This window comes from Marisediminicola sp. LYQ134, from assembly GCF_046599635.1.
Taxonomy (GTDB): Bacteria; Actinomycetota; Actinomycetes; order Actinomycetales; family Microbacteriaceae; genus Marisediminicola.
In genome coordinates this window covers 129,374-150,947 of the sequence record NZ_JBKIWP010000001.1, presented here as the reverse complement: position 1 = coordinate 150,947, position 21,574 = coordinate 129,374, and the positions used below count along the sequence as shown (strand labels likewise).

The following is a 21,574-nucleotide window of genomic DNA, read 5'->3' as shown; positions in this document are numbered from 1 at the left end:
GCGCGCCCACTGACAGCGACCGCTGCGGGCCCACACGGCAGGCCTGCGCCGCCAGGCCGCCCTGCCCGAGCCCCGTGGGCCGACGGAGATGCAGGAAGTTCTGCCGACAGCGCAGCAATCGCCGGAGTTTCTGAGCCTCCGAGACCAGAGAGTCCTGCGAAACAGCGCGGTCAGCTCGCGGTGTGGAACTTGAGTTGCGCGGCGGTCAGACCCTCGCTCGCAAGAAGTTCGACGGCATCCGCTGCGTCGGAGACGAGCGACGGGAGCGTCTGCTTCTCGACCGACGAGAAGTCTTTGAGCACGAAGTCGGCGGCGGGCTGGCGACCGGGAGGGCGCCCGATGCCCACACGCACGCGCACGAAGTCGGGCGAGCCCGTGGCCTGGATGATGTCGCGCAGACCGTTGTGCCCGCCGTGACCGCCGCCGCTCTTGAGCTTGACGGTGTCGAAGGGGATGTCGAGCTCGTCGTGCACGATCACGATGCGCTCGTGCGGCACGCCGTAATACTTGGCGAGGCCCGCGACGGGGCCCCCGGACACGTTCATGAACGTGTTCGGTTTGGCGAGCACGAACGACGGGCCACCGGGTGCCGTGCGCCCCTCGGCGACCACGGCGTTCGCACGGTGCTTCTTGAACGACGCCCGCGCGCGATCGGCGAGCTCGCCCACGATCATCTGGCCGACGTTGTGGCGGTTGCCGGCGTAGCCGGGCCCGGGGTTACCGAGCCCGACTACGAGCCATCGATCCGATGGCGCCGGCGCCTGACGGCCGAAGAGGGCCGTGACTACTCCGACTTCTCGTCGGAGCCGTCGTTCGTGCTGTCGTCTCCGGACTCGTCGGAGTCACCCTCGGCCGACTCGTCGTCCTCGGGCTCGGGGTCGGCGTCGCTCGTGAGGTCGAGCTGCGGCGTGATGACGTTGACCACGAGGGTCTCCGGGTCGGTGACGAGCGTCGCACCCTTGGGGAGCGTGAGGTCGTCGGCGAGCACCTGGGTGCCCTCCTCGTAGCCCTCGACGCTGATCGAGACGCTCTCGGGGATGTGCGTGGCCTCGGCCTCGACCGAGATGGTCGGGCTCTCGAGCTGCGCGATCGTGCCGGGGAAGGTGTCGCCCTCGACGTGCACGGGGATGTCGACGACGACCTTCTCACCGCGACGGATGACGATGAGGTCGACGTGCTCGATGAGCTGCTTGACCGGGTCCTTCTGCACGTCCTTCACGAGGGCGAGCTGGCTCGTGCCCTCGATGTCGAGGTCGAGCACGGCGTTCGCCTTGCGCAGGAGCAGAGCGACCTCGTGGCCCGGGAGGGTGAGGTGCTGGGGCTCGGTGCCGTGACCGTAGACGACGGCGGGAATCTTGCCGAGGGCGCGCAGCTTGCGGGCCGCGCCCTTACCGAACGAGGTGCGGATCTCGGCGGCGAGAACGTTGCTCTCGACCTGCGACTTCTTGCTCGTGCCCGCGCGGTCGGCGCTGCTCATGCCGCCGGCGTTCTTGTCTTTGGGGGTGGTCTCAGCCATGGTCATCTCCTTTAGCGGGCGCCGTCCTCGTGAGGCGGGCCACGGTGTTCTGGTCAACTCGAACGCATGTCAGCGTGAGGAAAGACGTGTGCCCGTTCGGACTGCCTGCCCACCGCGTCGATCACGGATGTCGGTCGGACGCGGTTTCCGCAGCCGACGACGATCCCTCGCCGAAGTACAGTGCCCGAGTTTACACGCTCGCGTCGAGACCGCCGCGCGGGCCGGTTTCGCGGGCCGCTGCTCCGCGGTGTTCCGCGGGCGCCGCCCGGTATTCTGCACCCATGAGTAGCCTGCACGATCACGCCGTCGACGAGCTCGGTCGACGCGTCGTCGGCGGCACCCTCCCCGCCGGAGCGGTCGTGCTCGCCGACGACCTCGCGGTGTCGCTCGGGGTCGGGCGCTCCGTCATCCGCGAGGCCATCAGGGTGCTGAGGTCGCTCGGTCTCGTGACGTCGGTCAAGAGGGTCGGAATCCGCGTGCTCCCCGCATCCGAGTGGAACGTCTTCGACCCCCACGTGATCGCGTGGCGTATCGCCGTGACCGACGACGGTGCCCAACTGCGTTCCCTCACAGAACTGCGTACGGCCGTCGAGCCGTTCGCCGCAGAGCTCGCAGCACGGCACGCGAGCCCCGAGCTCGGCGCGGAACTGCTCGCGGTCGCCGCGCACATGCGCACGATCGGCCGCTCGGGCGACCTCGACGCGTTCCTCGAGCTCGACATCCGCTTTCACGCCCTCGTGCTCAAGGCGAGCGGCAACGAGATGTTCTCGGCGATGAACGAGATGATCGCCGCCGTGCTGCGCGGGCGCACCGACCTCGGACTCATGCCCACCCATCCCCACGAGGAAGCGCTCCAGTGGCACATGGATGTCGCGGAGGCGGTGCACGCCGCGCACCCCCAGCGCGCCCACGATGCCATGGAGCTCATCATGCGCCGCACGGTCTCCGAGGTCGAGCACGTGTGGGACGGCGTGCCCCGCGGCTAGCGCTCCTCAGAACCGGAGCAGCACCTTGCCGCTCGACGCCGAGTCCGCCGCGACCGCGAACGCCTCGAGGGCGTCTTCGGCGTCGAACTCGTGGGTCACGACAGCGTCGACGACGAGAGACCCGTCGGCGAGCGCCGCGATGACCTCGTCGATCTCGTCGGCGAAACGGAACGAGCCGACGAGCTCGAGTTCGCGAGTGATCGCGAGGCTCACGAGCGCGGGCTGCTCTCCCGAGGGGAGCAGGCCGACCATGACCACGCGACCCCCGCGCGCCGCCCCGCGCACGGCGGAGGCGAGACCCCGCCAGCTTCCCGACGACTCGACGACGATGTCGGCTTGCACCGCGGCGATCGCGTCGACGTCGGTCGCCGCGATCGTCGCGGTGGCCCCGAGGGCGCGCGCGATCTCGAGGGGCTTCTCGTGCATGTCGACGGCCGTGATGCTCGTCGCTCCCGCGCGTTTGAGCACGGCGATTACGAGGGCGCCGATCGGCCCCGTTCCGATGACGAGCGCCGACCTGCCCGCGACGACTCCGGCCCGGGACACGGCGTGCCACGCGACGCTCGCGGGCTCGACGAGCGCCGCGTCGCGCAGCGAGAGACCCGCGGGGAGCGGCCGCAGCATGCGCGAGGGCAGCGCGACGAATCGTGCGAACGCCCCCTCGGTGTGCGGGCGGTGCGCCGCGCTGCCGAGGTAAGTCGTGCCGGGGGCGAGGTTCGGGCGATCCTCGGGATACCGCACACCCTCGACGGGGCGCGGGGTCGCGGGATGCACGGCGACGAGCGTGCCTCGGGCCGGGCCCGAGCCATCCGCGGCCGCCGTCTCGACCGTGCCGACGACCTCGTGCCCGAGCACCATCGGGTCGCGCAGAATCGACTCCCCCGCGGCGCCGTGGGTCCAGTAGTGCAGGTCGGAGCCGCACACGCCACCGAAGGCGACGCGCACGAGCGCTTCGTCTGCAGCGACGACCGGCACGGGCACGACGTCGACCCGGAGGTCGTCTTTCGCGTGCGCGACGACGGCGATGTTCGACTCGCTCATACGACCACCGTCATCCCGCCGTCGATGAAGACGACCTGACCGTTGACGAAGTCGGAACCGGATGACGCGAGCCACACGGCCGGGCCGACGATGTCGGCCGTCGTGCCCCAGCGGTGCGCGGGCGTGCGGCCGAGGATCCACGAGTTGAACTCGGGGTCGTCGACGAGCTTCTGCGTCATCTCCGTGTGGATGTAGCCGGGGGCGATCGCGTTGACCTGCACGTTGTGCGCGGCCCACTCGACGGTCATCGCGCGAGTGAGGTTGCGCAAGCCGCCCTTCGCCGCCGTGTATGCCCCGATCGACTGGCGCGCGAGATCGGCCTGCACCGACGCGATGTTGATGATCTTGCCGCCACCGCGAGCGATCATGCCGCGCGCGACCTCGCGACCGACGAGGAACGCGCTCGTGAGGTCGGTGCGCAGAACGCGGTCCCAGTCCTCGACCGCGAGGTCGAGGAGCGGCTCGCGGTGCTGGATGCCCGCGTTGTTCACGAGCACCGCGAGGTGACCCGCCGACGACTCGACCTCGGCGATGCCCGCGACGACGGCGGAGGCATCCGTCACGTCGAACGCCACCGACCGCACGCGGGCGCTGCCGAACTCCACCTCGAAATCGGATGTCGTCGCCGCGAGCCTCTCGGGGTCGCGGCCGTGGAGCACGACCGTCGCCCCGGCGGTCGCGAGACCGTGGGCGATGGCCCGGCCGATTCCGCGACTCGATCCGGTGACGAGCGCGATGCGACCGGTGAGGTCGAAGATGCCCGTCATGATCAGAACAACCCGGCGACGAGGAAGATCGGGAGCGCGAACGCGAACCCGCAGATGCCGACGAGAGCCTGGCCGACCGTCCAGGTCTTGAGGGTCGTCTGGGTGTCCATGCCGAAGAACCTGCTCACGAGCCAGAAGCCCGAGTCGTTGACGTGGCCCGCGAAGACCGATCCGGCGGCGAGCGCGAGCACGAGGGCCGCGAGCTCGACGGCGTTAAGGCTCGAGTCGGCGGCGACGACGGGCTGCACGAGGGCGGCCGCCGTCGTGAGCGCGACCGTCGCGGAGCCCTGCGCGACACGGATGATCGCGGCGATGACAAAGCCCGCGACGATGAGCGGAAGGCCGAGGGCGTCGAGCGACTCGGCGAGGGCACCGCCGATGCCGCTCGCGCGGAGCACCCCACCGAACATGCCACCGGCACCCGTGATGAGGATGATCGCGCACACGGGCCCGAGGGCGCTGTCGACGATGCTCTCGACGAGCGAGCGGCGCTTGCCGTTGCGCCACCCGAGGAGCCACATGGCGAGCACGACGGTGATGAGGAGCGCGATCGGAGTCTCACCGAGCAAGCGGAGCCCCTGCACGACGGGAGAGTCGAGCGACACGACCTCGGCCGTCGCGAGAGCGTTGAGTCCCGTGTTGAGGAAGATGAGGATGAGCGGCAGAACGAGCAGGAAGATGATGGTTCCGAGGCGGGGAGCCGACTTGAACTCGTCCATCTCGGGGTCGTCCTTGACGCCGGAGAGGATCGTCGGGATCGCGATGTCGTACTTGCGGCCCAGGTAGGTTCCGAACTTGTATCCGACGATGTACCAGGTCGGGATCGCGATGAGCAGACCGAAGACGAGCACGACGCCGACATCCGCGCCGAGGAGGCCGGTCGCGGCGACGGGGCCGGGGTGCGGCGGAACGAAGATGTGCATGACCGAGAACGCGGTCGCCGCGGGGAACGCGTAGAGCAGCAGCGAGCCGCCGAGGCGACGCGCGACGGCGAAGATGATCGGGAGCATGACCACGAGGCCCGCGTCGAAGAAGATCGGGAAGCCCATCGCGAGCGAGGCGACGGAGAGCGCGAGGGGGGCTTTCTTCTCACCGAAGGTGCGGATGAGCGCATCCGTGAGCACTTGGGCGCCGCCACTGATCTCGAGCATGCGGCCGAGCATCGCCCCGAGTCCGACGAGGAGGGCGACGGAGGCGAGAGTGCTTCCGAACCCGGATGTCAGGGTCGGGATGACCTGGTCGAGCGGGATTCCCGTGGCGATCGCGGTGACGAGGCTCACGATGATGAGGGCGAGGAACGCGTGGATGCGCGCCCCGATGATCAGCACGAGCAGGAGCGCGATGGCTCCCGCCGCGATCAGGAGGAGTCCCCAGGTGGGGAGCTCCCACAGGAGTTCGAGCTCGGTCATCATTGTCCTTACTGGTTGGTCGTGCTGGTGGGGGTTTGGAGGTCGCGGAGGCGCTGCGCGACCTCGGCGACGATGGATTCGGGGCCCTGGGCGATGTCCACGGCGATGCCGCGTTCGCCCTCGACGAGGGGCTCGAGGGTGTCGAACTGCGAGTCGAGGAGGGTCACGGGCATGTACTCGTGGTTGCGACGCGACTGCCTGTCGGCGATGAGATCGCGTCCGCCGACGAGGTGCACGAAGACGGTGCTCGGCGCGTGGCTGTTGAGCACGCCGCGGTAGCGCTTCTTGAGCGCCGAGCACGCGACGACGATGGGCTTGCCGTCGGCGAGTTCGGCGCCGACGCGATCGGCGATGATCTCGAGCCAGGGGGCGCGGTCTTCGTCGTTGAGCGCGTGGCCCGCCGCCATCTTCGCCTTGTTGGCGCGGGGGTGCAGGTCGTCTCCGTCGATGAACTCGACGTCGAAGTGGTCGGCGAGAGCCTGACCGATCGTCGACTTTCCGGAGCCGGAGACACCCATGACGATGAGTGGGGGGATGGAGGTCGGCACATTTCTCCTTCGGTATCAGGACGCGTCATTACGTCTGACAACATCAACGGAATTGCCGTTTAAATCAGACTTAACCGAAGACACTAGCAGTCGATGAGGTCCATACTGACCCCGGGCGACACACGACAAGCAAGAAAAGTCGTGTTCTAGGCTGAATCGAGCCGCAGCGATCGCGCCGACGGCACCCAGCACGTGAAATTGCGAGGAGCAACCGCATGTCAGATCGGGCCACTCAAGCGAACATCGGAGTCGTCGGGTTGGCGGTGATGGGGTCGAACCTCGCCCGCAACCTCGCGAGCCGCGAGGGCAACACCGTCGCCGTCTACAACCGCTCCCCCGAGCGCACCGACCTCCTGCTCTCGGAGCACCCGGAAGCCGGCTTCATCGCCTCGAAGTCGATCGAGGACTTCGCGGCATCGCTCTCGAAGCCCCGCACCGCCATCATCATGGTGCAGGCCGGGCGGGGAACCGACGCCGTGATCGACCAGCTCACCGAGGCGTTCGAGCCCGGCGACATCATCGTCGACGGCGGCAACGCGCTCTTCACCGACACCATCCGCCGCGAGAAGGCCGTGCGTGCCACGGGCATCAACTTCGTCGGCGCGGGAATCTCGGGCGGCGAAGAGGGTGCGCTCAACGGCCCGTCGATCATGCCGGGAGGCTCGGCCGAGGCCTACGAGACCCTCGGGCCGATCCTCTCGTCCATCGCCGCCGTCGCCGAGGGCGAACCGTGCGTGACCCACATCGGCACCGACGGCGCCGGCCACTTCGTCAAAATGATCCACAACGGCATCGAGTACGCCGACATGCAGCTCATCGCCGAGGCCTACGACCTTCTGCGCCGAGTCGGGGGGCACGAGCCCGCCGCGATCGCCGACGTCTTCGACGAGTGGAACGGCGGCGACCTCGAGTCGTACCTCATCGAGATCACCGCGGAGGTGCTGCGACAGGTCGATGCGGAGACCGGCAAGCCCCTCGTCGACGTCATCGTCGATGAGGCGGGCTCGAAGGGAACCGGGGTCTGGACCGTGCAGAACGCCCTCGGGCTCGGCGTGCCCGTCGGCGGAATCGCCGAGGCCGTGTTCGCCCGCGCCGTGTCGAGCAAGCCCGACCAGCGCGAGGCCGTGCAGAAGACCATCACGAGCCGCCCCGAGATCCACTCGGCGAGCGACAATTTCGAAGACGACGTGCGCGCTGCGCTCTACGCCTCGAAGGTCGTCGCCTACGCCCAGGGCTTCGACGTGATCATCGCGGGAGCCCTCGAATACGGCTGGAACATCGACAAGGGTGCGGTCGCGAAGATCTGGCGCGGCGGATGCATCATCCGCGCGCAGTTCCTCAACCGCATCGTCGAGGCCTACGAGAACAACCCCGGCATCTCGACTCTGCTCGAAGACCCGTATTTCGCGCAGGCCGTCGCCGACGGTGAAGCGGCGTGGCGCCGGATCGTCTCGACGGCCGCCCTCTCGGGCATCCCGATCCCCGGATTCGGCGCGGCGCTGAGCTACTACGACTCGCTCGCGTCCACGCGGCTCCCCGCCGCGCTCGTGCAGGGCCAGCGCGACTTCTTCGGAGCCCACACCTACAAGCGCGTCGACAAGCCCGGCGTGTTCCACACGCTGTGGTCGGCCGACCGCTCCGAGGTCGAGACCGAGGGCAGCGGGCACTAGTCGCTCGACGGGCTGACGACCGCGGCGCGGGGCTCAGCGAAGCTCGGGCCGACTCGGTGCGGCTCCCGCGTCAGCCGCCCGCGGTCTGACCCGCGGTGCAGGTCTCCTGGTCGGCCGTCTGACCCTCGACGGTGTCGGGCAGGTCGACTCGCGGCGTCTCGCCGTCTGCGGTGCCCTCGCTCGGCGCGGGAGTGGTCGGGGCGCTCGGGTCTGCCGACGGCGCGGGAGTCTCCCCCGGCGTCTCCTCGGGCACCTCGGGCACCTCGGGCTCGACGGGAACGCCGTTCTCGTCGAGGGCGTCGGGGTCGATGGTTCCGCCGCCGGTGTCGCCCGTGAGAGTCAGGGGGAGGTCGGCCTCGATCGCGGCGATGAGCTCTGAAGCCGCCGTCTCGATCGCGACGACGCCCGACTGGCCGTTGCTCGTGCCCGACCCGCTCGGGTATCGCACGAACACGACCTCTTCGAGCGGGATGTCGCGCAGCGCACTCGCGATCGACACCATCGTGTCGACGCTCTGCAGGCTGTTGGAGAGCTGCAGGTTCTGCGTCGCCGCCGTCGCAATCCCGTAGAGCCTCACGGGGTTCGAGAGCGTGTCGGAGCTCTTGAGCGTGCGCACGAGCGACGAGAGGAACTGCTGCTGGTTGCTGATGCGCGTCGTGTCGCTGCCGTCGCCGACCCCGTAGCGCGAACGCAAGAACTGGAGGGCGTCGAAGCCCGAGAGCGAGTGCTCCCCGGCATCGAGCTGGAAGCTGATCTGGCGGTCGTCGATGGGCGTCGCGACGCACACGGGAACCCCGCCGACGGCGTTCGACATCGCGATGACGCCGTCGAATTCGATCTCGGCGGCATAGGGGATGTCGAGCCCGGTGAGGGCCTCGACGGTGAGGACGACGCACGCGAGCCCGCCGCGGCTCAACGCGGAGTTGATCTTCGCGCTGTACGCCGGGTTGTAGACGGTGCCGTCGGGGCCCGTGCACTCGGGGATGTCGACGAAGAGGTCACGCGGAAAGCTCACGACCGTGGCCCGCTCGTGATCCTCGGAAATGTGCATGAGCATCGTCACGTCGTTGAGCTCGGCGTCGCGTTCACCGTATGCCGCGTTGCCGCCACCGCTGTCGCTCCCGACGAGGAGGAGGTTGACGCCACCCTCGATCGCCCCGATCTGCACGGGATCGTCGTCTTCGCCCGCGAGACTCACGCCCGGCCCGACGGCCGAGGTGAGGTTGTAGACGGCGAAAGCCGCGACGCTCGCGGTGCTCACGAGCACGACCGCGAGGGTCGCCGCGACGACGCGCGCGACGAAGCCGACGGGGTGCCCGCTGCGGAGTCGACCGTGCCGAGCCACGGGTGCGGCTGTGTCGTCAGCCCGTGGGGCGGAGCGGTGAGATGCAGTAGACATTGAGCCGATGGTAACGGATGGGTCTCGCTCGACCCTGAGCATGCGCGCGACACCGCCCGTGACACACTGGGGAGGCCATGTCAGACCACCACCCCGAACTCGCCGGCTATGAGCCCGGCGACGGGCGACCGCTGCGCAGCAAGAACGCGGTGCGCGTCATGCGCGTCGTCGTGATCCTGGGAATCATCGCCCTCGTCCTCCCGGGCATCGTCACGACCCTCTCGGTCGGCTCGTCGACCGCCGCCGCGGCGTGCGCGACCTGGGTGGATTTCGAGACGCCCGACGCCACGGGAGCATCGGCACGTTTCGAGTTCTTCGGTCCCGGCGGGCCAGGATGGCAGTGCTACTCGGTGGGGGCGTTCGGTGGCGACCGCCTCGTCGCCTCGCTCGGGATCATCCCGAGCGGAGCTCGCCTGCCCGTTCCGACGATCGGGTCCTGAGCTCGCGCTGCATCGCGGTCGCGAACTGCTGTTCAGCGTCCGCGGGAACAGCCATTCGCGACCGCGATCGGCCGTTCGGTGCTCAGGCTGCGCCGGGCTCAGGCGGCGCCGGGCTCAGGCAGCGCTGGGCTCAGGCGGCGCCGTCGAACATCGACGTGACCGAGCCGTCGTTGAAGACGGCGCTGATAGCCCGCGCGATGAGCGGCGCGATCGGCAGCACCGTGAGCGTGTCGAAGCGCTTCTCAGCGGGGAGGGGAAGGGTGTCGGTCACGACGACCGAATCGATGAATTCGCTCTGCAGCAGCTCGGTCGCCGGGTCGGAGAACACCGCGTGGGTCGCCGCGACGATGACGCGCGTGGCGCCCTGGGCTTTGAGGGCCTCGGCAGCCGACGCGATCGTGCGCCCGGTGTCGATGAGGTCGTCGACGATGAGACACGTGCGGCCGTCGACATCCCCGACGATCTCGCGAACCTCGACCTGGTTGTGCACGCGCGGGTCGCGACGCTTGTGGATGATCGCGAGCGGTGCGCCGAGCTTCTGGCTCCAGATGTCGGCCACGCGCACGCGACCCATGTCGGGGGAGACGACCGTGAGGTCGGAGGAGTCGAGGTTCACGCGGAAATGCTCGAGGAGCACGGGCATCGCGAAGAGGTGGTCGACGGGGCCGTCGAAGAAGCCCTGGATCTGCGCGGCGTGGAGGTCGACGCTCATGATGCGGTCGGCGCCGGCGGCCTTGAAGAGATCGGCGACGAGTCGGGCGCTGATCGGCTCGCGACCGCGGCCCTTCTTGTCTTGGCGCGCGTAGGGATAGAAGGGGGCGACGACGGTGATGCGCTTCGCGGACGCGCGCTTGAGAGCGTCGACCATGATGAGCTGCTCCATGAGCCACTCGTTGATCGGGGTCGTGTGTGACTGGATGACGAACGCGTCGCACCCGCGCACGCTCTCGTCGTAGCGTGCGTAGATCTCGCCGTTCGCGAATGTGCGAGCGTCGGTGTGCACGAGCTCCGAACCGAGGGCGCTCGCGATGTCGACGGCGAGCTGGGGGTGGGCCCGACCGGAGACCAGCACGAGCCTCTTCTGTCCGGTGACGGTGATCTCGGACACGCATCCTGCTCTCTGCCGGCGAACCGACGGTGATGACCTACTCGGCGGAGTCGACGTCAGCAGCCGCAGCTGCCTGAGCAGCAGCGGTGCCGGCGCGATTCTGTGCAACCCAGCCGGCCATGTTCCTCTGCGAAGCCGCCGTGATGGCGAGGGCTCCGGCGGGAACGTCCTTGCGAACGACCGTGCCGGCGCCCGTATAGGCTCCGTCACCGATTCTAACCGGCGCGACGAAGACGTTGTGCGACCCCGTGCGCACGTGCGACCCGACGACCGTCTTGTGCTTCGCGACACCGTCGTAGTTGGCGGTGATCGTGCCCGCGCCCACGTTGGAGTGCTCACCCACGACGGTGTCGCCGACGTAGCTCAAGTGCGGCACCTTGCTCCCCTCGCCGATCGTCGAATTCTTGGTCTCGACGAAGGTGCCGATCTTGCCGTCGGCGCCGAGGGTCGTGCCGGGACGCAGGTAGGCGAACGGGCCGACGGTCGCTCCCGCGCCGACGACCGCGAGGGTCGCGTCGGTGCGAGTGACGACGGCGCCCGCGCCGATCTCGCAATCGACGAGTGTCGTGTCGGGGCCCACCACGGCGCCGGACTCGATCACGGTGGCGCCGAGGATCTGGGTGCCCGGGCGCACCTCGACGTCGGGTGCAAGGGTCGCCGTGACGTCGATCCAGGTCGAGGCGGGGTCGACGATCGTGACGCCCGCGAGCTGCCAGCGCCTCACGATGCGCGCGTTCAGTTCGACACCCGCCGCGGAGAGCTGCACGCGGTCGTTGATCCCTGCGACGAGCCAACGGTCGGAGACGGCGACGGCCGAGATCCCCGCGCCGGCCGCGCGCACTTCGGCTGCGGCATCCGTGAGGTATTTCTCCCGCTGGGCGTTGTCGGTGCCGATGGAGCCGAGCACCGAGCGCAATACGGCGGCGTCGAAGACGTAGACGCCCGCGTTGACCTCGCGCACCGCGAGCTCGGCGGCCGAACCGTCTTTCTGCTCGACGATCGAGAGGAAAGTGCCCGCCGCGTCGCGCAGGATGCGCCCGTTGCCGGTCGGATCGTCGAGCACGGCGCTCAAGAGGGTGAGGGCGTCGCCGGATGCGCGGTGCGCGTCGACGAGACCGCCGACCGTCGCGGCGTCGAGCAGCGGAACATCCGCACTCAAGACGACGACGTGCCCGTCGAAGTCGGCGGGCAGGGCGTCGACCGCGACCTCGACCGCGCGACCGGTGCCCGGGACCTCGTCTTGGTCGACGACGATCGCGCGAGGCGAGAACGTCGAGACGGCCTCGGCGACGCGGTCGCGCTCGTGCCGCACGACGGTCACGATGTGCGCCGCTCCGAGGGCCTCCGCCGTCGTGAGCACGTGCCCGATGAGAGGCAGTCCCGCAAGCGGGTGCAGAACCTTCGGGAGGGACGACTTCATGCGCGTGCCCTGCCCTGCGGCGAGAACGACGACGGCGAGATCGGACGAAGACATGGAGCCCCTCACTCGGGCTGCGCCGGTGGTGATCCACCACCGGTTCGGCCCGGATAACAAGAAATGACGGTGGACACGTGGCGGCCCGGTCGGGTCGGCGAGGTCGCTCCGCCTCCAGGATTCGAACCTAGACCGAACAGCTCCAAAGGCTGTCGTGCTGCCGTTACACTAAGGCGGATCACGCCGAGGGCGCTCCCCCAGTCTGCCAGATCGGGCGCGCGGATGCTCCCGCCCCTCCCTCGCGGCGTCGGGCCCACGGCGACGCGGGCACGATAATGGTCGGATGCCAGGAAGCGATGAGGTCGACCGGATCGTCGACGCGTGGTCTCGTGAGAGACCCGACCTCGACTTCTCCCCGCTGCAGGTTCTCAGCAGGGTCGGGCGGCTCTCGAAGCACCTCGACCGCGCGAGGCGCACGGCGTTCGCGGCATCCGGTCTCGACTCGTGGGAGTTCGACGTGCTCTCGGCTCTGCGCCGCGCCGGCGACCCCTATCACCTGAGCCCGAAAGCACTCCTGCAGCAGACTCTCGTGTCGAGCGGAACCATGACGAACCGCATCGACCGCCTCGTGGCACGCGAGCTCGTGGAGCGCCGCACCGACCCGCGCGACGGTCGCGGCATCCTCGTCGTGCTCACGGACGCCGGCAGCGCCCGCGTCGACTCGGCGATCAGCGCGCTCCTCACCGCCGAGACCGAGGTGCTCGCGGGACTCCCCGCGAACGATCAGGAGCGCCTCGCCGCGCTCTTGCGCAAACTGAGCCTCGACTTCGACTGAGCTGACCAGCGAGCGAGGCAGCCGGCTAGCCCGAGATTGAGCGGGGCCTGCCGCGCGCTACCCCTCGAGCAGTTCCGAGAGTTCGAGCCAACGGAACTCGAGTTCGCTCTGCGCCTTCTCGACGGCCGCGAGCTCGGCCTGAAGCGCGCCGAGGCCCGCGTAGTCGTTCTGGTCGTGCTCGGCGAAGCGCTGGTGCAGCGCAGCGATCTGCTGGGCGTACTTCTCGAGTTTGCGACCGGCCGCGGCGAACTCCTTCTGTGAGTTGCGCAGCTCGGCACCGCCGAGTTTCGGCTTCGAGCTCGCGCTCGACGACGCCGCGCCCGTGTCGGTCGCCTTCTCGGTGGCGGTGGATGTCGCGCCACCGCGCTCGACCGAGCGCAACCGGAGGTACTCCTCGACCCCTCCCGGCAGGTGCCGCATGCGGCCGCCGAGGATCGCGTACTGGTTGTCGGTGACACGCTCGAGCAAGTAGCGATCGTGGCTCACGACGATGAGGGTGCCGGGCCACGAGTCGAGCAGGTCTTCGATCGCCGCGAGGATGTCGGTGTCGAGGTCGTTGGTGGGCTCGTCGAGGATGAGCACGTTGGGCTCGCCCAGGAGGATGAGCAGCAGCTGCAGTCGACGACGCTGGCCACCGCTGAGGTCTTTGACGGGGGTCGAGAGCTGTTCGCTCATGAAGCCCATGCGCTCGAGCAGTTGCCCGGGGGTGAGCTCCTTGCCGCCGGTGACGTAGGAGCTCTTCTGGCGCGCGATGACGTCCATGACGCGGTCGTTGAGGATGTCGGCGAGCTCGTCGAGCTGCTGGCTGAGGATGGCGACCTTCACGGTCTTGCCGCGCTTGACGCGGCCGACGGTCGGCTGCTGGGTGCCCGCGATGAGGCTCAGGAGGGTGCTCTTGCCCGCGCCGTTGACCCCGAGGATGCCCGTGCGCTCGCCGGGCGCGATGCGCCACTCGATGTCGCGCAGCACTTCGCGGCCGAGCGGGGCACCGGTGTGCTCATCGGTTCCGCTGCCGACATCGCCGGCACTCAGCGGATAGGTCACACCCACGTCGAGCAGGTCGACGACGTCCTTGCCCAGGCGCGACGTCGCGAGCTGGCTCAGGGCCACGGTGTCGCGCGGCGGCGGCTCGTTCGCGATGAGCTCGTACGCGGCATCCATGCGGAATTTCGGCTTGGTCGTTCGGGCCGGCGCACCGCGACGCAACCAGGCGAGCTCTTTGCGCGCGAGGTTCTGGCGCTTCGACTCCATGGTCGCGGCCATCTTGTCGCGCTCGACGCGCTGCAGGATGTATGCCGCATACCCGCCCTCGAACGGCTCGATGATGCGGTCGTGGACCTCCCACGTGTCGGTCGAGACCTCGTCGAGGAACCACCGGTCGTGAGTGACGACGATGAGCCCGCCCTGGTTGGGCGACCACCGACGCTTGAGGTGCTGGGCGAGCCACGCGATGCCCTCGACGTCGAGGTGGTTGGTGGGCTCGTCGAGAAAGAGCACGTCCCAGTCGCCGACGAGGAGCTTCGCGAGTCCGACGCGACGACGCTGCCCGCCGGAGAGCTCGCCCATGCGGGCGGTCCACGGGAGGTCGCTCAGGAGCCCGTCGATGACGTCGCGGATGCGGGCGTCCCCCGCCCACTCGTGCTCGTCGAGGTCGCCGACGATCGCCTGCGAGACGACCATGTCGTCGGGGAGCACATCGGACTGGTCGAGCATGCCGAGGGTGATGCCGCGGCGCCTCGTGACCCTGCCGCCGTCGGGTTCGATTCGCCCCGCGAGGAGGTTGATGAGGGTCGACTTGCCGTCGCCGTTGCGACCCACGACGCCGATGCGATCACCCTCGTTGAGGCCGATCGTGACCTTGTCGAAGACGACGCGGGTGGGATATTCGAGGTGCAGGGATTCGGCCCCGAGGAGATGTGCCACCCTCCGAGGGTACGCGGGTGCGGGCGACCGGCCGAACCGGCGGTCGGCTGAGGGCCGGTCGACGGCTCAGCCGATCGCGCCGACCCACTCGGTCGAGCCGTCGCCGAACTCCTGCTCTTTCCAGATCGGCACGGACTCCTTGACGGCGTCGACGAGCCGCGCGCACGCCGCGAACGCCTCGGCACGGTGGGCGGATGCCGCGGCGCACGCGAGGGCGATGTCACCGATGCGGAGCGAGCCGACCCGGTGCGCCACGGCGAGGGTCACGTCGGGGAACTCGCCCGCGACCTCCGCGGCGACGCGCGCGATGACATCGCCCGCGGTGGGGTGCCCGGTGTAGTCGAGCCTCGTGACGTGTTTGCCCTCGTCGTGGTCGCGCACGACCCCGGCGAAGGTCACGACGGCCCCGGCGTGGGCCGACGCGACCGCGGCGGAGCACGCGTCGACCGTGATCGGTTCGGAGTCGACGCGGGCGAACACGACGCCGTGCCGGGGATTCTCGGACTGTGTCTCAGGCATCGTGGTGGCCTCCGTCGATCTGGTCGAGAACGTGGTCGAGGATGTCGTCGAGGACGCCGAGCCCGTCGCGCACTCCCCCGGTCGACCCGGGGAGGTTGACGACGAACGTGCCGCCCGCGACTCCCGCGACACCGCGGGTGAGCAGCGCGAACGGCGTGCTCGCCGCACCTCGGCGGCGCAACTCCTCGTGGAAGCCGGGCACCTCGACGTCGAGCAGAGCAGCGGTCGCGTCGGGGGTCGAGTCGCTCGGCGAGATGCCGGTGCCCCCCGTCGTGACGAGGAGTGCCGGGCGAGCGGCGAGCGCTGTCGCGAGGGCTGCGGCGACCTCGGGACCGTCGGGAACCACGACGGGGTCGGTCGTCTCGAGACCGCGCGCCGACATCCAGTCGCGGATGATCGGCCCGGTGCGGTCGTCGTAGACCCCCGTCGCCGCGCGAGTGGAGGCGACGACGACGACGCCGCGACGACTCACGCGGCGCCCGTCCGTTCGGCGAGCGCACTCTCGCGAGTCCAGTCCCCCGACTTGCCTCCGGACTTCGCGACGACGCTGATCTCGCCGATCGTCGCGAGCTTGTCGACGGCCTTGATCATGTCGTAGAGGGTCAGGGCCGACACCGTCGCGGCGGTGAGCGCTTCCATCTCGACCCCGGTGACGGCGGTCGTCGAGACTGTCGCCACGACGGTGAGCGCGTCGTCTGCACCCGTGATGTCGATCTCGACGGCTGCGAGAGGCAACGGGTGGCACAGCGGGATGAGCGTCGCGGTCTGTTTCGCGGCCATGATGCCGGCGATGCGCGCCGTGCCCACGGCTTCGCCCTTCGGCAGCGCGCCGTCGAGCACGGACCGCACGACGTCGGCCCGCGTCGTCACGACGGCCCTCGCTGTGGCGCGTCTCGCGGTGACGCTCTTGGACGAGACATCGACCATGTGCGCGGAGCCGTCGGCCCGGACGTGGGTGAGGGAGGGGACGGAGGGCAGGTCAGTCATGGATGCTCCAGATCTCGACGGTGTCGCCCGCGGCGAGGTGACTCACACCCGCGGGGATGTGCACGAGGTGCGAGCTCGAGGCGTAGCTGTGCAAGAGGTGCGAGCTCGGGCCGCCCACGAGGTGGACGGTGCCGTCGTCGGCGAGAACGCCGCGGCGCACCTGGTGCTTGTGTTCGGGCGAATCGACGGCGACGGCGAGGGGTGCCCGCTGCGAGGGTCGGTGCACGCTGAGACCGTGCATCGCGCGCAGGGCGGGCCTCACGAACATCTCGAACGACACGAGGGCGCTCACGGGGTTGCCGGGCAAGGCGATGACGGGACGGTCGATCGTGGCGCTGCTCGTCGCGCCGCTCGTGACACCCGCGACCACGGCCGACCCGGCAACCGCCCCCTCGGCGAGCGCGATGCTCGCGAGGCCGAGGCCCTGGGGTCCGCCCGGCTGCATCGCGACGCTCCCGAACGCCACCCCCGCGGGAGCGAAGACGTCGCGCACGACCTCGAAAGCCCCCGCGCTCACTCCCCCGGTCGTGAGCACGAGATCGCACAGTGGGGCGTCGACGGCGAGGATGCGCGCGAGCTCGGTCGCATCATCTGTGACCGAGCGCACCGCGACGACCTCGGCTCCGGCCCCGACGACGCTCGCGGCCATGCTCGCGGCGTTCGCGTCGTAGATGCGGCCATGGTCGAGAGCAGACCCGGTCATCTGCAACTCGTCTCCCGTGGAGATCACGAGCACGCGTGTGCGGCGCACCACCTCGACGCTCGTGATGCCCGACGCCGCGATGACCGCGCACTGAGCGGCCCCGAAGCGCGTTCCCGCCGGCAGGAGCACGGCACCGGCGCGCAGGTCGCTCCCGCGCTCGCGCACGAACGCTCCCGGGCTCGGCGGGGTCGCGAATCGCACGGCGGCGAGAGCGTCGCCCTCGGCCGGGAAGGTGTCGGGTGTCGCGTGTTCGATCGGGATGACGGCATCCGCGCCCGCGGGCATCGCGGCACCGGTCATGATGGGCGACACCGTGCCGGCCGCGAGCGCGGCGATCGGATGGCCCGCGGCGATCATCGGCCCCACGGGCACGTCGCGGCTCGCCACGATCTCGGTCGAGCGCACCGCGTATCCGTCCATCTGCGAGTTGTCGAACGGGGGATGATCGATCGGCGACACGAGGTCGTTCGCGAGCACCCGGTCGAGGAGAGCGGAAACCGATCCGGCGAGCGAAGACGCCCCGAGAGGCGGCCGGTCGTGCGCGGAGGGGAGGTCGATCCGCTCGGGCAGGGCGTGGGCACGGGCGGCGAGAGGGGCGAGCAGAGCGCGAACCGCCTCCTGGTGCTCCGCGACCGTCGTCATGCCCCCATCATCCCAGGCGGCGCCGAGAGAACCGCGCCTGCACCCCGATCGCAGCCCGTGCTGGAAGACTGGGCGCATGTCTGAACCCGTCGCGCGCATCGCCGTCATCGGAGGCTCCGGTCTCTACAGCCTCTTCGACCCCGCCGAGTCGGAGAAGCGATCCATCGCGACGCCGTACGGCACGGTATCCGTGACCATCGGAACGCTCGCGGACACGACCGTCGCGTTCCTCACGCGCCACGGCGTCGACCACTCGGTCGCGCCGCACCTCATCAACTTCCGCGCCAACATCTGGGCGCTCGCGTCGCTCGGGGTGCGCGCCATCGTGTCGAGCGCCGCGGTCGGCGGAGTCCACCCCGACTACGCACCCGGAACGTTCGTGCTCACCGACCAGTTCATCGACCGCACCCACGGGCGGGCGGACACGTTCTACGACCGCGGGTCGGTTCAGCACCTCGCCGCCGCGGACCCGTTCTGCCCGACCCTGCACTCGATCGCCGAGACCGCTCTCGGGGGCGAACTCGACGGTGCTCGCGTCGTGCCGACCGGCACGGTCGTCGTCATCCAGGGTCCGCGGTTCTCGACTCGCGCCGAGTCGCTGTGGTTCCGCGCGGCGGGCGCCCACACCGTCAACATGACGCTCTACCCCGAGGTTCCGCTCGCGGCCGAGCTCGGCATCGGAACGGTCAACCTCTCGTTCGTGACCGACGGCGACGCGGGCCTCGCTCCCGCTCTCGGCGACGAGGACGGCGCGGGCGACGAGGTGAGCGCCGAGCTCGTGTTCGCGCGGCTCGCCGAGGCTCAACCGCGCATCGTGCGCGCGATCGAGACCGTCATCCGCGCGATCCCCGACGACTACGAGGCTCGCGAGCTCATCCCCGCCCACGAGGTCGCGGCTGTTCTCGCCCAGCAGGTCACCGCCTGATGCTCCTCGTCACGGGCGGCAGCGGATTCATCGGCTCGGCCGTCGTCGAGGCCGCCCTCGCGCGCGGCGAGCGCGTGCGCGTGCTCGACTCGCTGCGCGACGACGTGCACGGTGCGCCCCCCGCCGCCGACGATCGCGTCGAGTTCGTGCGTGCCGACGTGCGTGACGCGGATGCCGTGGCCGGTGCCCTCGCGGGCGTCGAGGTCGTGTGCCACCAGGCCGCCAAAGTGGGTCTCGGCGTCGACTTCGCCGACGCACCGGACTACGTCTCGTCGAACGATCTCGGCACGGCCGTTCTCCTCGCCGCCATGAGCGCCTCGGGGGTCTCGAGGCTCGTCGTCGCGAGCTCGATGGTCGTCTACGGCGAAGGCAGCTATCGGGGCCGCTCGGGTCTCACGAGACCGGCCGCGCGTCGGCGATCCGACCTCGACGCGGGGCGCTTCGACCCGACCGACGCCGACGGCGGCCCGCTCACGCCCGAACTCATCGCCGAAGACGCCCCGCTCGACCCGCGCAACGTCTACGCGCTCTCGAAGCTCGCCCAAGAGAATCTCGCGAGCTCCTGGGCGCGCTCGACGGGAGGGTCGGCGGCCGCGCTGCGCTACCACAACGTCTACGGACCGGGGATGCCGCAGAACACGCCGTATGCGGGAGTCGCCTCTCTCTTCCGCTCGTCGCTCGAGCGCGGCGAAGCTCCGCGCGTGTTCGAAGACGGCGCTCAGCGACGCGACTTCGTGCACGTGCGCGACGTCGCGAGCGCCAACCTCGCGGCGATCGACTGGACGGCGTCGAGCGACGAGTCGACGTTCCGCGCCTTCAATGTCGGCAGCGGCACCGTGCACACGATCGGCGAGATGGCCGAGCAGTTGAGCGAGCACGCGAACGGCCCCCGGCCGATCGTGACCGGCGAGTACCGTCTCGGTGACGTGCGGCACATCACGGCCTCGTCGGAGCGGCTTCAGACCGAACTCGGGTGGGCTCCGACGATGACGTTCGAGGCGGGGATGCGCGAGTTCGCGTCGGCACCGCTCCGCGCGGCGGTCACGCGACGCTGAGCTCGATCGTGTGACGGCCCGTCGCGCCGTCCGGGACGACGGGCGCGATGTCGGCGGTCTGCACGAGCCCGTCGACATCCATCGCGCGCACGACGATCTCGTGGTCGCCGACCTCGGCCTCCCACTCGAACCACCACTGCAGCCACGTGTCGACCGAGACGTCGGTCGCGAGTGTCGCCTCGCGCCACCGACCGCCGTCGATCTGCACCTCGACCGACGCGATGCCCGTGTGCTGCGCCCAGGCGACTCCGGCGATCACCACACGCCCGGCCTCGACCGTCGAGCGCGAGGTCGGGGTGTCGATGCGCGACGAGATCTTGACGGGACCGCGCTCCGTCCACCCGCGCGTCGACCAGTAGGCGAGGTCGTCGGCGAAGGTCGTGACCTTCAACTCGGTGACCCACTTCGTCGCCGAGACGTAGCCGTAGAGGCCGGGGACGACCATCCGCACGGGAAAGCCGTGCTGCAGGGGAAGGGGCTCGCCGTTCATCCCGACAGCGAGCAAGGCATCGGTGTCGTCATCCTGCAGAACGTCGAGGGGAGTCGAGGCCGTGAACCCGTCGACGCTCGTCGAGAGAACCATGTCGGCGCCCTCGAGCGGCACCGCTCGAGCGAGGACGTCGCGGAGCGGGTGGCCGAGCCAGAGGGCGTTGCCGATGAGGTCGCCTCCGACCTCGTTCGACACGCACGCGAGGGTCACGTAGCGCTCGACGAGCGGGAGGGCGACGAGCTCGTCGTAGGTCATCTCGATCTCGCGCTCGACCATGCCCGTGACGCGCAGTCGCCACTCGCTCGGGTCGACGGAGGGCACCTGCAGTGCCGTGTCGATGCGGTAGAACGCGGTGTTGGGCGTGACGAACGACGAGAGCCCGCTCACCTCGGCCGCGGGGTCGACGGGGAGTGCGACCGCGACGTCGGCAGCCGCGGGCAACCGGATGCGGGCTCGGAGGTCGCGCACGGCTGCCGACGCCGAGTTGAGCGCGCGGGCGCCGATGCCGACGACGGCACTCGAGACGCCGACGATCGCGACGAGGCGCAAGAAGCGGCGGCGGTCGAACTGCGGTGCGGCATCCGCGACGACGGCCGCGCGGGTGGACGCCGCGGCGACCCAGTCGCGGAGAGCACCGATCGACAGGTGCAGGAGCACGGCTCCGGTCACCGCCCCCATGACGGTCGGCATCGCCGCGATCGCGGTCGCTTCGGCGCGCGTGAGCACGGCGACGAGGGCGACGACCGCGACGGCCGCGAGGATGACGAGGCCGACCGGCGGCCGACGCCACTGCACGACACCCGCGATCGCCGCGACGACGAGCACGGCCGCACCGAGGCACACGAAGAGCACGAGTTTGTCTGCCGTGTCGAAGAGGCTGATGACGAGACTCTTGAACCCGGGGGGAACGAGATCGATGATGAGCGACCCGACGGCGAGCACGGGGTTGCCGATTCCGCCGAGAACGAGCGAGACGAGTTCGGCGACGGCGAGCGTCGCTGCGGCACTCACGACTCCCGCGGTCGCGGCCCACGTGCGCGGCGACACTCTCGACGATCCCACGGCGTCAGGCTAGGCCCGCATCCTGTGCATTCGGCGGCGGTCCGGAGCTCCGGGCAGAGCTCGGCGGAACTGGACGTAGGGTTTCACTAGTGACCGAACCGTCTCTCGACCCCGAATCCGCCGAACGATCCGGCG

At 69.9% G+C, this 21,574-nt stretch carries 20 protein-coding genes, 1 tRNA gene and 1 pseudogene; 6 read left to right on the top strand and 16 right to left on the bottom strand.

Annotated features, from left to right (window positions below):
- Positions 1–170: 170 nt before the first annotated feature.
- Together pth and ACLHIH_RS00700 are read right to left on the bottom strand one after the other, a co-directional pair.
- Positions 171–746: pseudogene (gene pth, locus ACLHIH_RS00705) on the bottom strand (aminoacyl-tRNA hydrolase); the annotation flags it as partial.
- Positions 747–784: 38 nt separating this feature from the next.
- A complete protein-coding gene (locus ACLHIH_RS00700) occupies positions 785–1,477 on the bottom strand; it encodes a 50S ribosomal protein L25/general stress protein Ctc (RefSeq protein WP_411316273.1) in 693 nt (230 codons plus the stop codon).
- 320 nt (positions 1,478–1,797) lie between these two features.
- Here ACLHIH_RS00700 and ACLHIH_RS00695 point away from each other — a divergent pair, with 320 nt between their 5' ends.
- Positions 1,798–2,502, top strand: a complete 705-nt coding sequence (locus tag ACLHIH_RS00695; protein ID WP_411314802.1) for a FadR/GntR family transcriptional regulator — start codon at positions 1,798–1,800, stop codon at positions 2,500–2,502.
- A gap of 6 nt (positions 2,503–2,508) precedes the next feature.
- Here the strand turns inward: ACLHIH_RS00695 and ACLHIH_RS00690 are convergent, their stop codons facing one another.
- The 4 genes from ACLHIH_RS00690 to ACLHIH_RS00675 are packed head-to-tail and all read right to left on the bottom strand — an operon-like array spanning position 2,509 to position 6,267.
- Positions 2,509–3,543: a zinc-binding dehydrogenase gene (locus ACLHIH_RS00690; RefSeq protein WP_411314801.1), complete on the bottom strand. Its 1,035-nt coding sequence runs from the start codon at positions 3,541–3,543 to the stop codon at positions 2,509–2,511.
- Entirely contained in the window at positions 3,540–4,310 is a 771-nt protein-coding gene (locus ACLHIH_RS00685; RefSeq protein WP_411314800.1) for an SDR family oxidoreductase, read from the bottom strand. The genes ACLHIH_RS00690 and ACLHIH_RS00685 overlap by 4 nt, the downstream gene beginning before the upstream one ends.
- A gap of 2 nt (positions 4,311–4,312) precedes the next feature.
- Positions 4,313–5,722, bottom strand: coding sequence for a GntP family permease (locus ACLHIH_RS00680; RefSeq protein WP_411314799.1), 1,410 nt, complete (start codon positions 5,720–5,722; stop codon positions 4,313–4,315).
- Between the two features lie 5 nt (positions 5,723–5,727).
- The gene (locus ACLHIH_RS00675) at positions 5,728–6,267 is read right to left on the bottom strand and encodes a gluconokinase (protein ID WP_411314798.1); all 540 of its coding nucleotides are present in this window, start codon (positions 6,265–6,267) and stop codon (positions 5,728–5,730) included.
- Positions 6,268–6,482: 215 nt separating this feature from the next.
- On the opposite strand from ACLHIH_RS00675, the gene gndA reads away from it, so the two are divergent.
- The gene (gene gndA, locus ACLHIH_RS00670) at positions 6,483–7,937 is read left to right on the top strand and encodes an NADP-dependent phosphogluconate dehydrogenase (protein WP_411314797.1); all 1,455 of its coding nucleotides are present in this window, start codon (positions 6,483–6,485) and stop codon (positions 7,935–7,937) included.
- Between the two features lie 70 nt (positions 7,938–8,007).
- On the opposite strand, the gene ACLHIH_RS00665 is transcribed toward gndA, so the two are convergent.
- Positions 8,008–9,336: an LCP family protein gene (locus ACLHIH_RS00665; RefSeq protein ID WP_411314796.1), complete on the bottom strand. Its 1,329-nt coding sequence runs from the start codon at positions 9,334–9,336 to the stop codon at positions 8,008–8,010.
- A 77-nt stretch (positions 9,337–9,413) separates the two neighbouring features.
- Between ACLHIH_RS00665 and ACLHIH_RS00660 the strand changes: the two genes are divergently transcribed.
- Positions 9,414–9,776, top strand: a complete 363-nt coding sequence (locus ACLHIH_RS00660; protein WP_411314795.1) for a hypothetical protein — start codon at positions 9,414–9,416, stop codon at positions 9,774–9,776.
- Between the two features lie 130 nt (positions 9,777–9,906).
- On the opposite strand, the gene ACLHIH_RS00655 is transcribed toward ACLHIH_RS00660, so the two are convergent.
- The 3 genes from ACLHIH_RS00655 to ACLHIH_RS00645 form a co-directional block, all read right to left on the bottom strand.
- Entirely contained in the window at positions 9,907–10,884 is a 978-nt protein-coding gene (locus ACLHIH_RS00655; RefSeq protein ID WP_411314794.1) for a ribose-phosphate diphosphokinase, read from the bottom strand.
- A 37-nt stretch (positions 10,885–10,921) separates the two neighbouring features.
- The gene (glmU, locus tag ACLHIH_RS00650) at positions 10,922–12,358 is read right to left on the bottom strand and encodes a bifunctional UDP-N-acetylglucosamine diphosphorylase/glucosamine-1-phosphate N-acetyltransferase GlmU (protein WP_411314793.1); all 1,437 of its coding nucleotides are present in this window, start codon (positions 12,356–12,358) and stop codon (positions 10,922–10,924) included.
- 106 nt (positions 12,359–12,464) lie between these two features.
- Positions 12,465–12,536: transfer RNA gene (locus ACLHIH_RS00645), tRNA-Gln, on the bottom strand.
- A 105-nt stretch (positions 12,537–12,641) separates the two neighbouring features.
- Between ACLHIH_RS00645 and ACLHIH_RS00640 the strand changes: the two genes are divergently transcribed.
- A complete protein-coding gene (locus ACLHIH_RS00640) occupies positions 12,642–13,133 on the top strand; it encodes a MarR family winged helix-turn-helix transcriptional regulator (protein ID WP_411314792.1) in 492 nt (163 codons plus the stop codon).
- 57 nt (positions 13,134–13,190) lie between these two features.
- Here ACLHIH_RS00640 and ACLHIH_RS00635 read toward each other — a convergent pair whose 3' ends face one another.
- The 5 genes from ACLHIH_RS00635 to glp all read right to left on the bottom strand — a co-directional run bounded on the left by ACLHIH_RS00635 (position 13,191) and on the right by glp (position 17,907).
- Complete coding sequence (locus tag ACLHIH_RS00635; RefSeq protein WP_411314791.1) at positions 13,191–15,056, bottom strand: ABC-F family ATP-binding cassette domain-containing protein; 1,866 nt, start codon at positions 15,054–15,056, stop codon at positions 13,191–13,193.
- A 66-nt stretch (positions 15,057–15,122) separates the two neighbouring features.
- Positions 15,123–15,575 (bottom strand): molybdenum cofactor biosynthesis protein MoaE, encoded by a 453-nt coding sequence (locus ACLHIH_RS00630; protein WP_411314790.1) that lies wholly within the window; start codon positions 15,573–15,575, stop codon positions 15,123–15,125.
- The gene (locus tag ACLHIH_RS00625) at positions 15,568–16,047 is read right to left on the bottom strand and encodes a molybdenum cofactor biosynthesis protein B (protein WP_411314789.1); all 480 of its coding nucleotides are present in this window, start codon (positions 16,045–16,047) and stop codon (positions 15,568–15,570) included. The genes ACLHIH_RS00630 and ACLHIH_RS00625 overlap by 8 nt, the downstream gene beginning before the upstream one ends.
- Positions 16,044–16,562 (bottom strand): cyclic pyranopterin monophosphate synthase MoaC, encoded by a 519-nt coding sequence (moaC, locus tag ACLHIH_RS00620; protein WP_411314788.1) that lies wholly within the window; start codon positions 16,560–16,562, stop codon positions 16,044–16,046. Before moaC ends, ACLHIH_RS00625 begins: the two co-directional genes overlap by 4 nt.
- On the bottom strand, positions 16,555–17,907 hold the full coding sequence (glp, locus tag ACLHIH_RS00615) for a gephyrin-like molybdotransferase Glp (RefSeq protein WP_411314787.1): 1,353 nt from the start codon (positions 17,905–17,907) through the stop codon (positions 16,555–16,557). The genes moaC and glp overlap by 8 nt, the downstream gene beginning before the upstream one ends.
- Before the next feature lie 76 nt (positions 17,908–17,983).
- On the opposite strand from glp, the gene ACLHIH_RS00610 reads away from it, so the two are divergent.
- Both ACLHIH_RS00610 and ACLHIH_RS00605 read left to right on the top strand, forming a co-directional pair.
- On the top strand, positions 17,984–18,832 hold the full coding sequence (locus ACLHIH_RS00610) for an MTAP family purine nucleoside phosphorylase (protein ID WP_411314786.1): 849 nt from the start codon (positions 17,984–17,986) through the stop codon (positions 18,830–18,832).
- Complete coding sequence (locus tag ACLHIH_RS00605) at positions 18,832–19,887, top strand: NAD-dependent epimerase/dehydratase family protein (protein WP_411314785.1); 1,056 nt, start codon at positions 18,832–18,834, stop codon at positions 19,885–19,887. Before ACLHIH_RS00610 ends, ACLHIH_RS00605 begins: the two co-directional genes overlap by 1 nt.
- Here ACLHIH_RS00605 and ACLHIH_RS00600 read toward each other — a convergent pair.
- Complete coding sequence (locus ACLHIH_RS00600) at positions 19,874–21,439, bottom strand: molybdopterin-dependent oxidoreductase (RefSeq protein WP_411314784.1); 1,566 nt, start codon at positions 21,437–21,439, stop codon at positions 19,874–19,876. The genes ACLHIH_RS00605 and ACLHIH_RS00600 overlap by 14 nt on opposite strands.
- Positions 21,440–21,574: the final 135 nt, after the last annotated feature.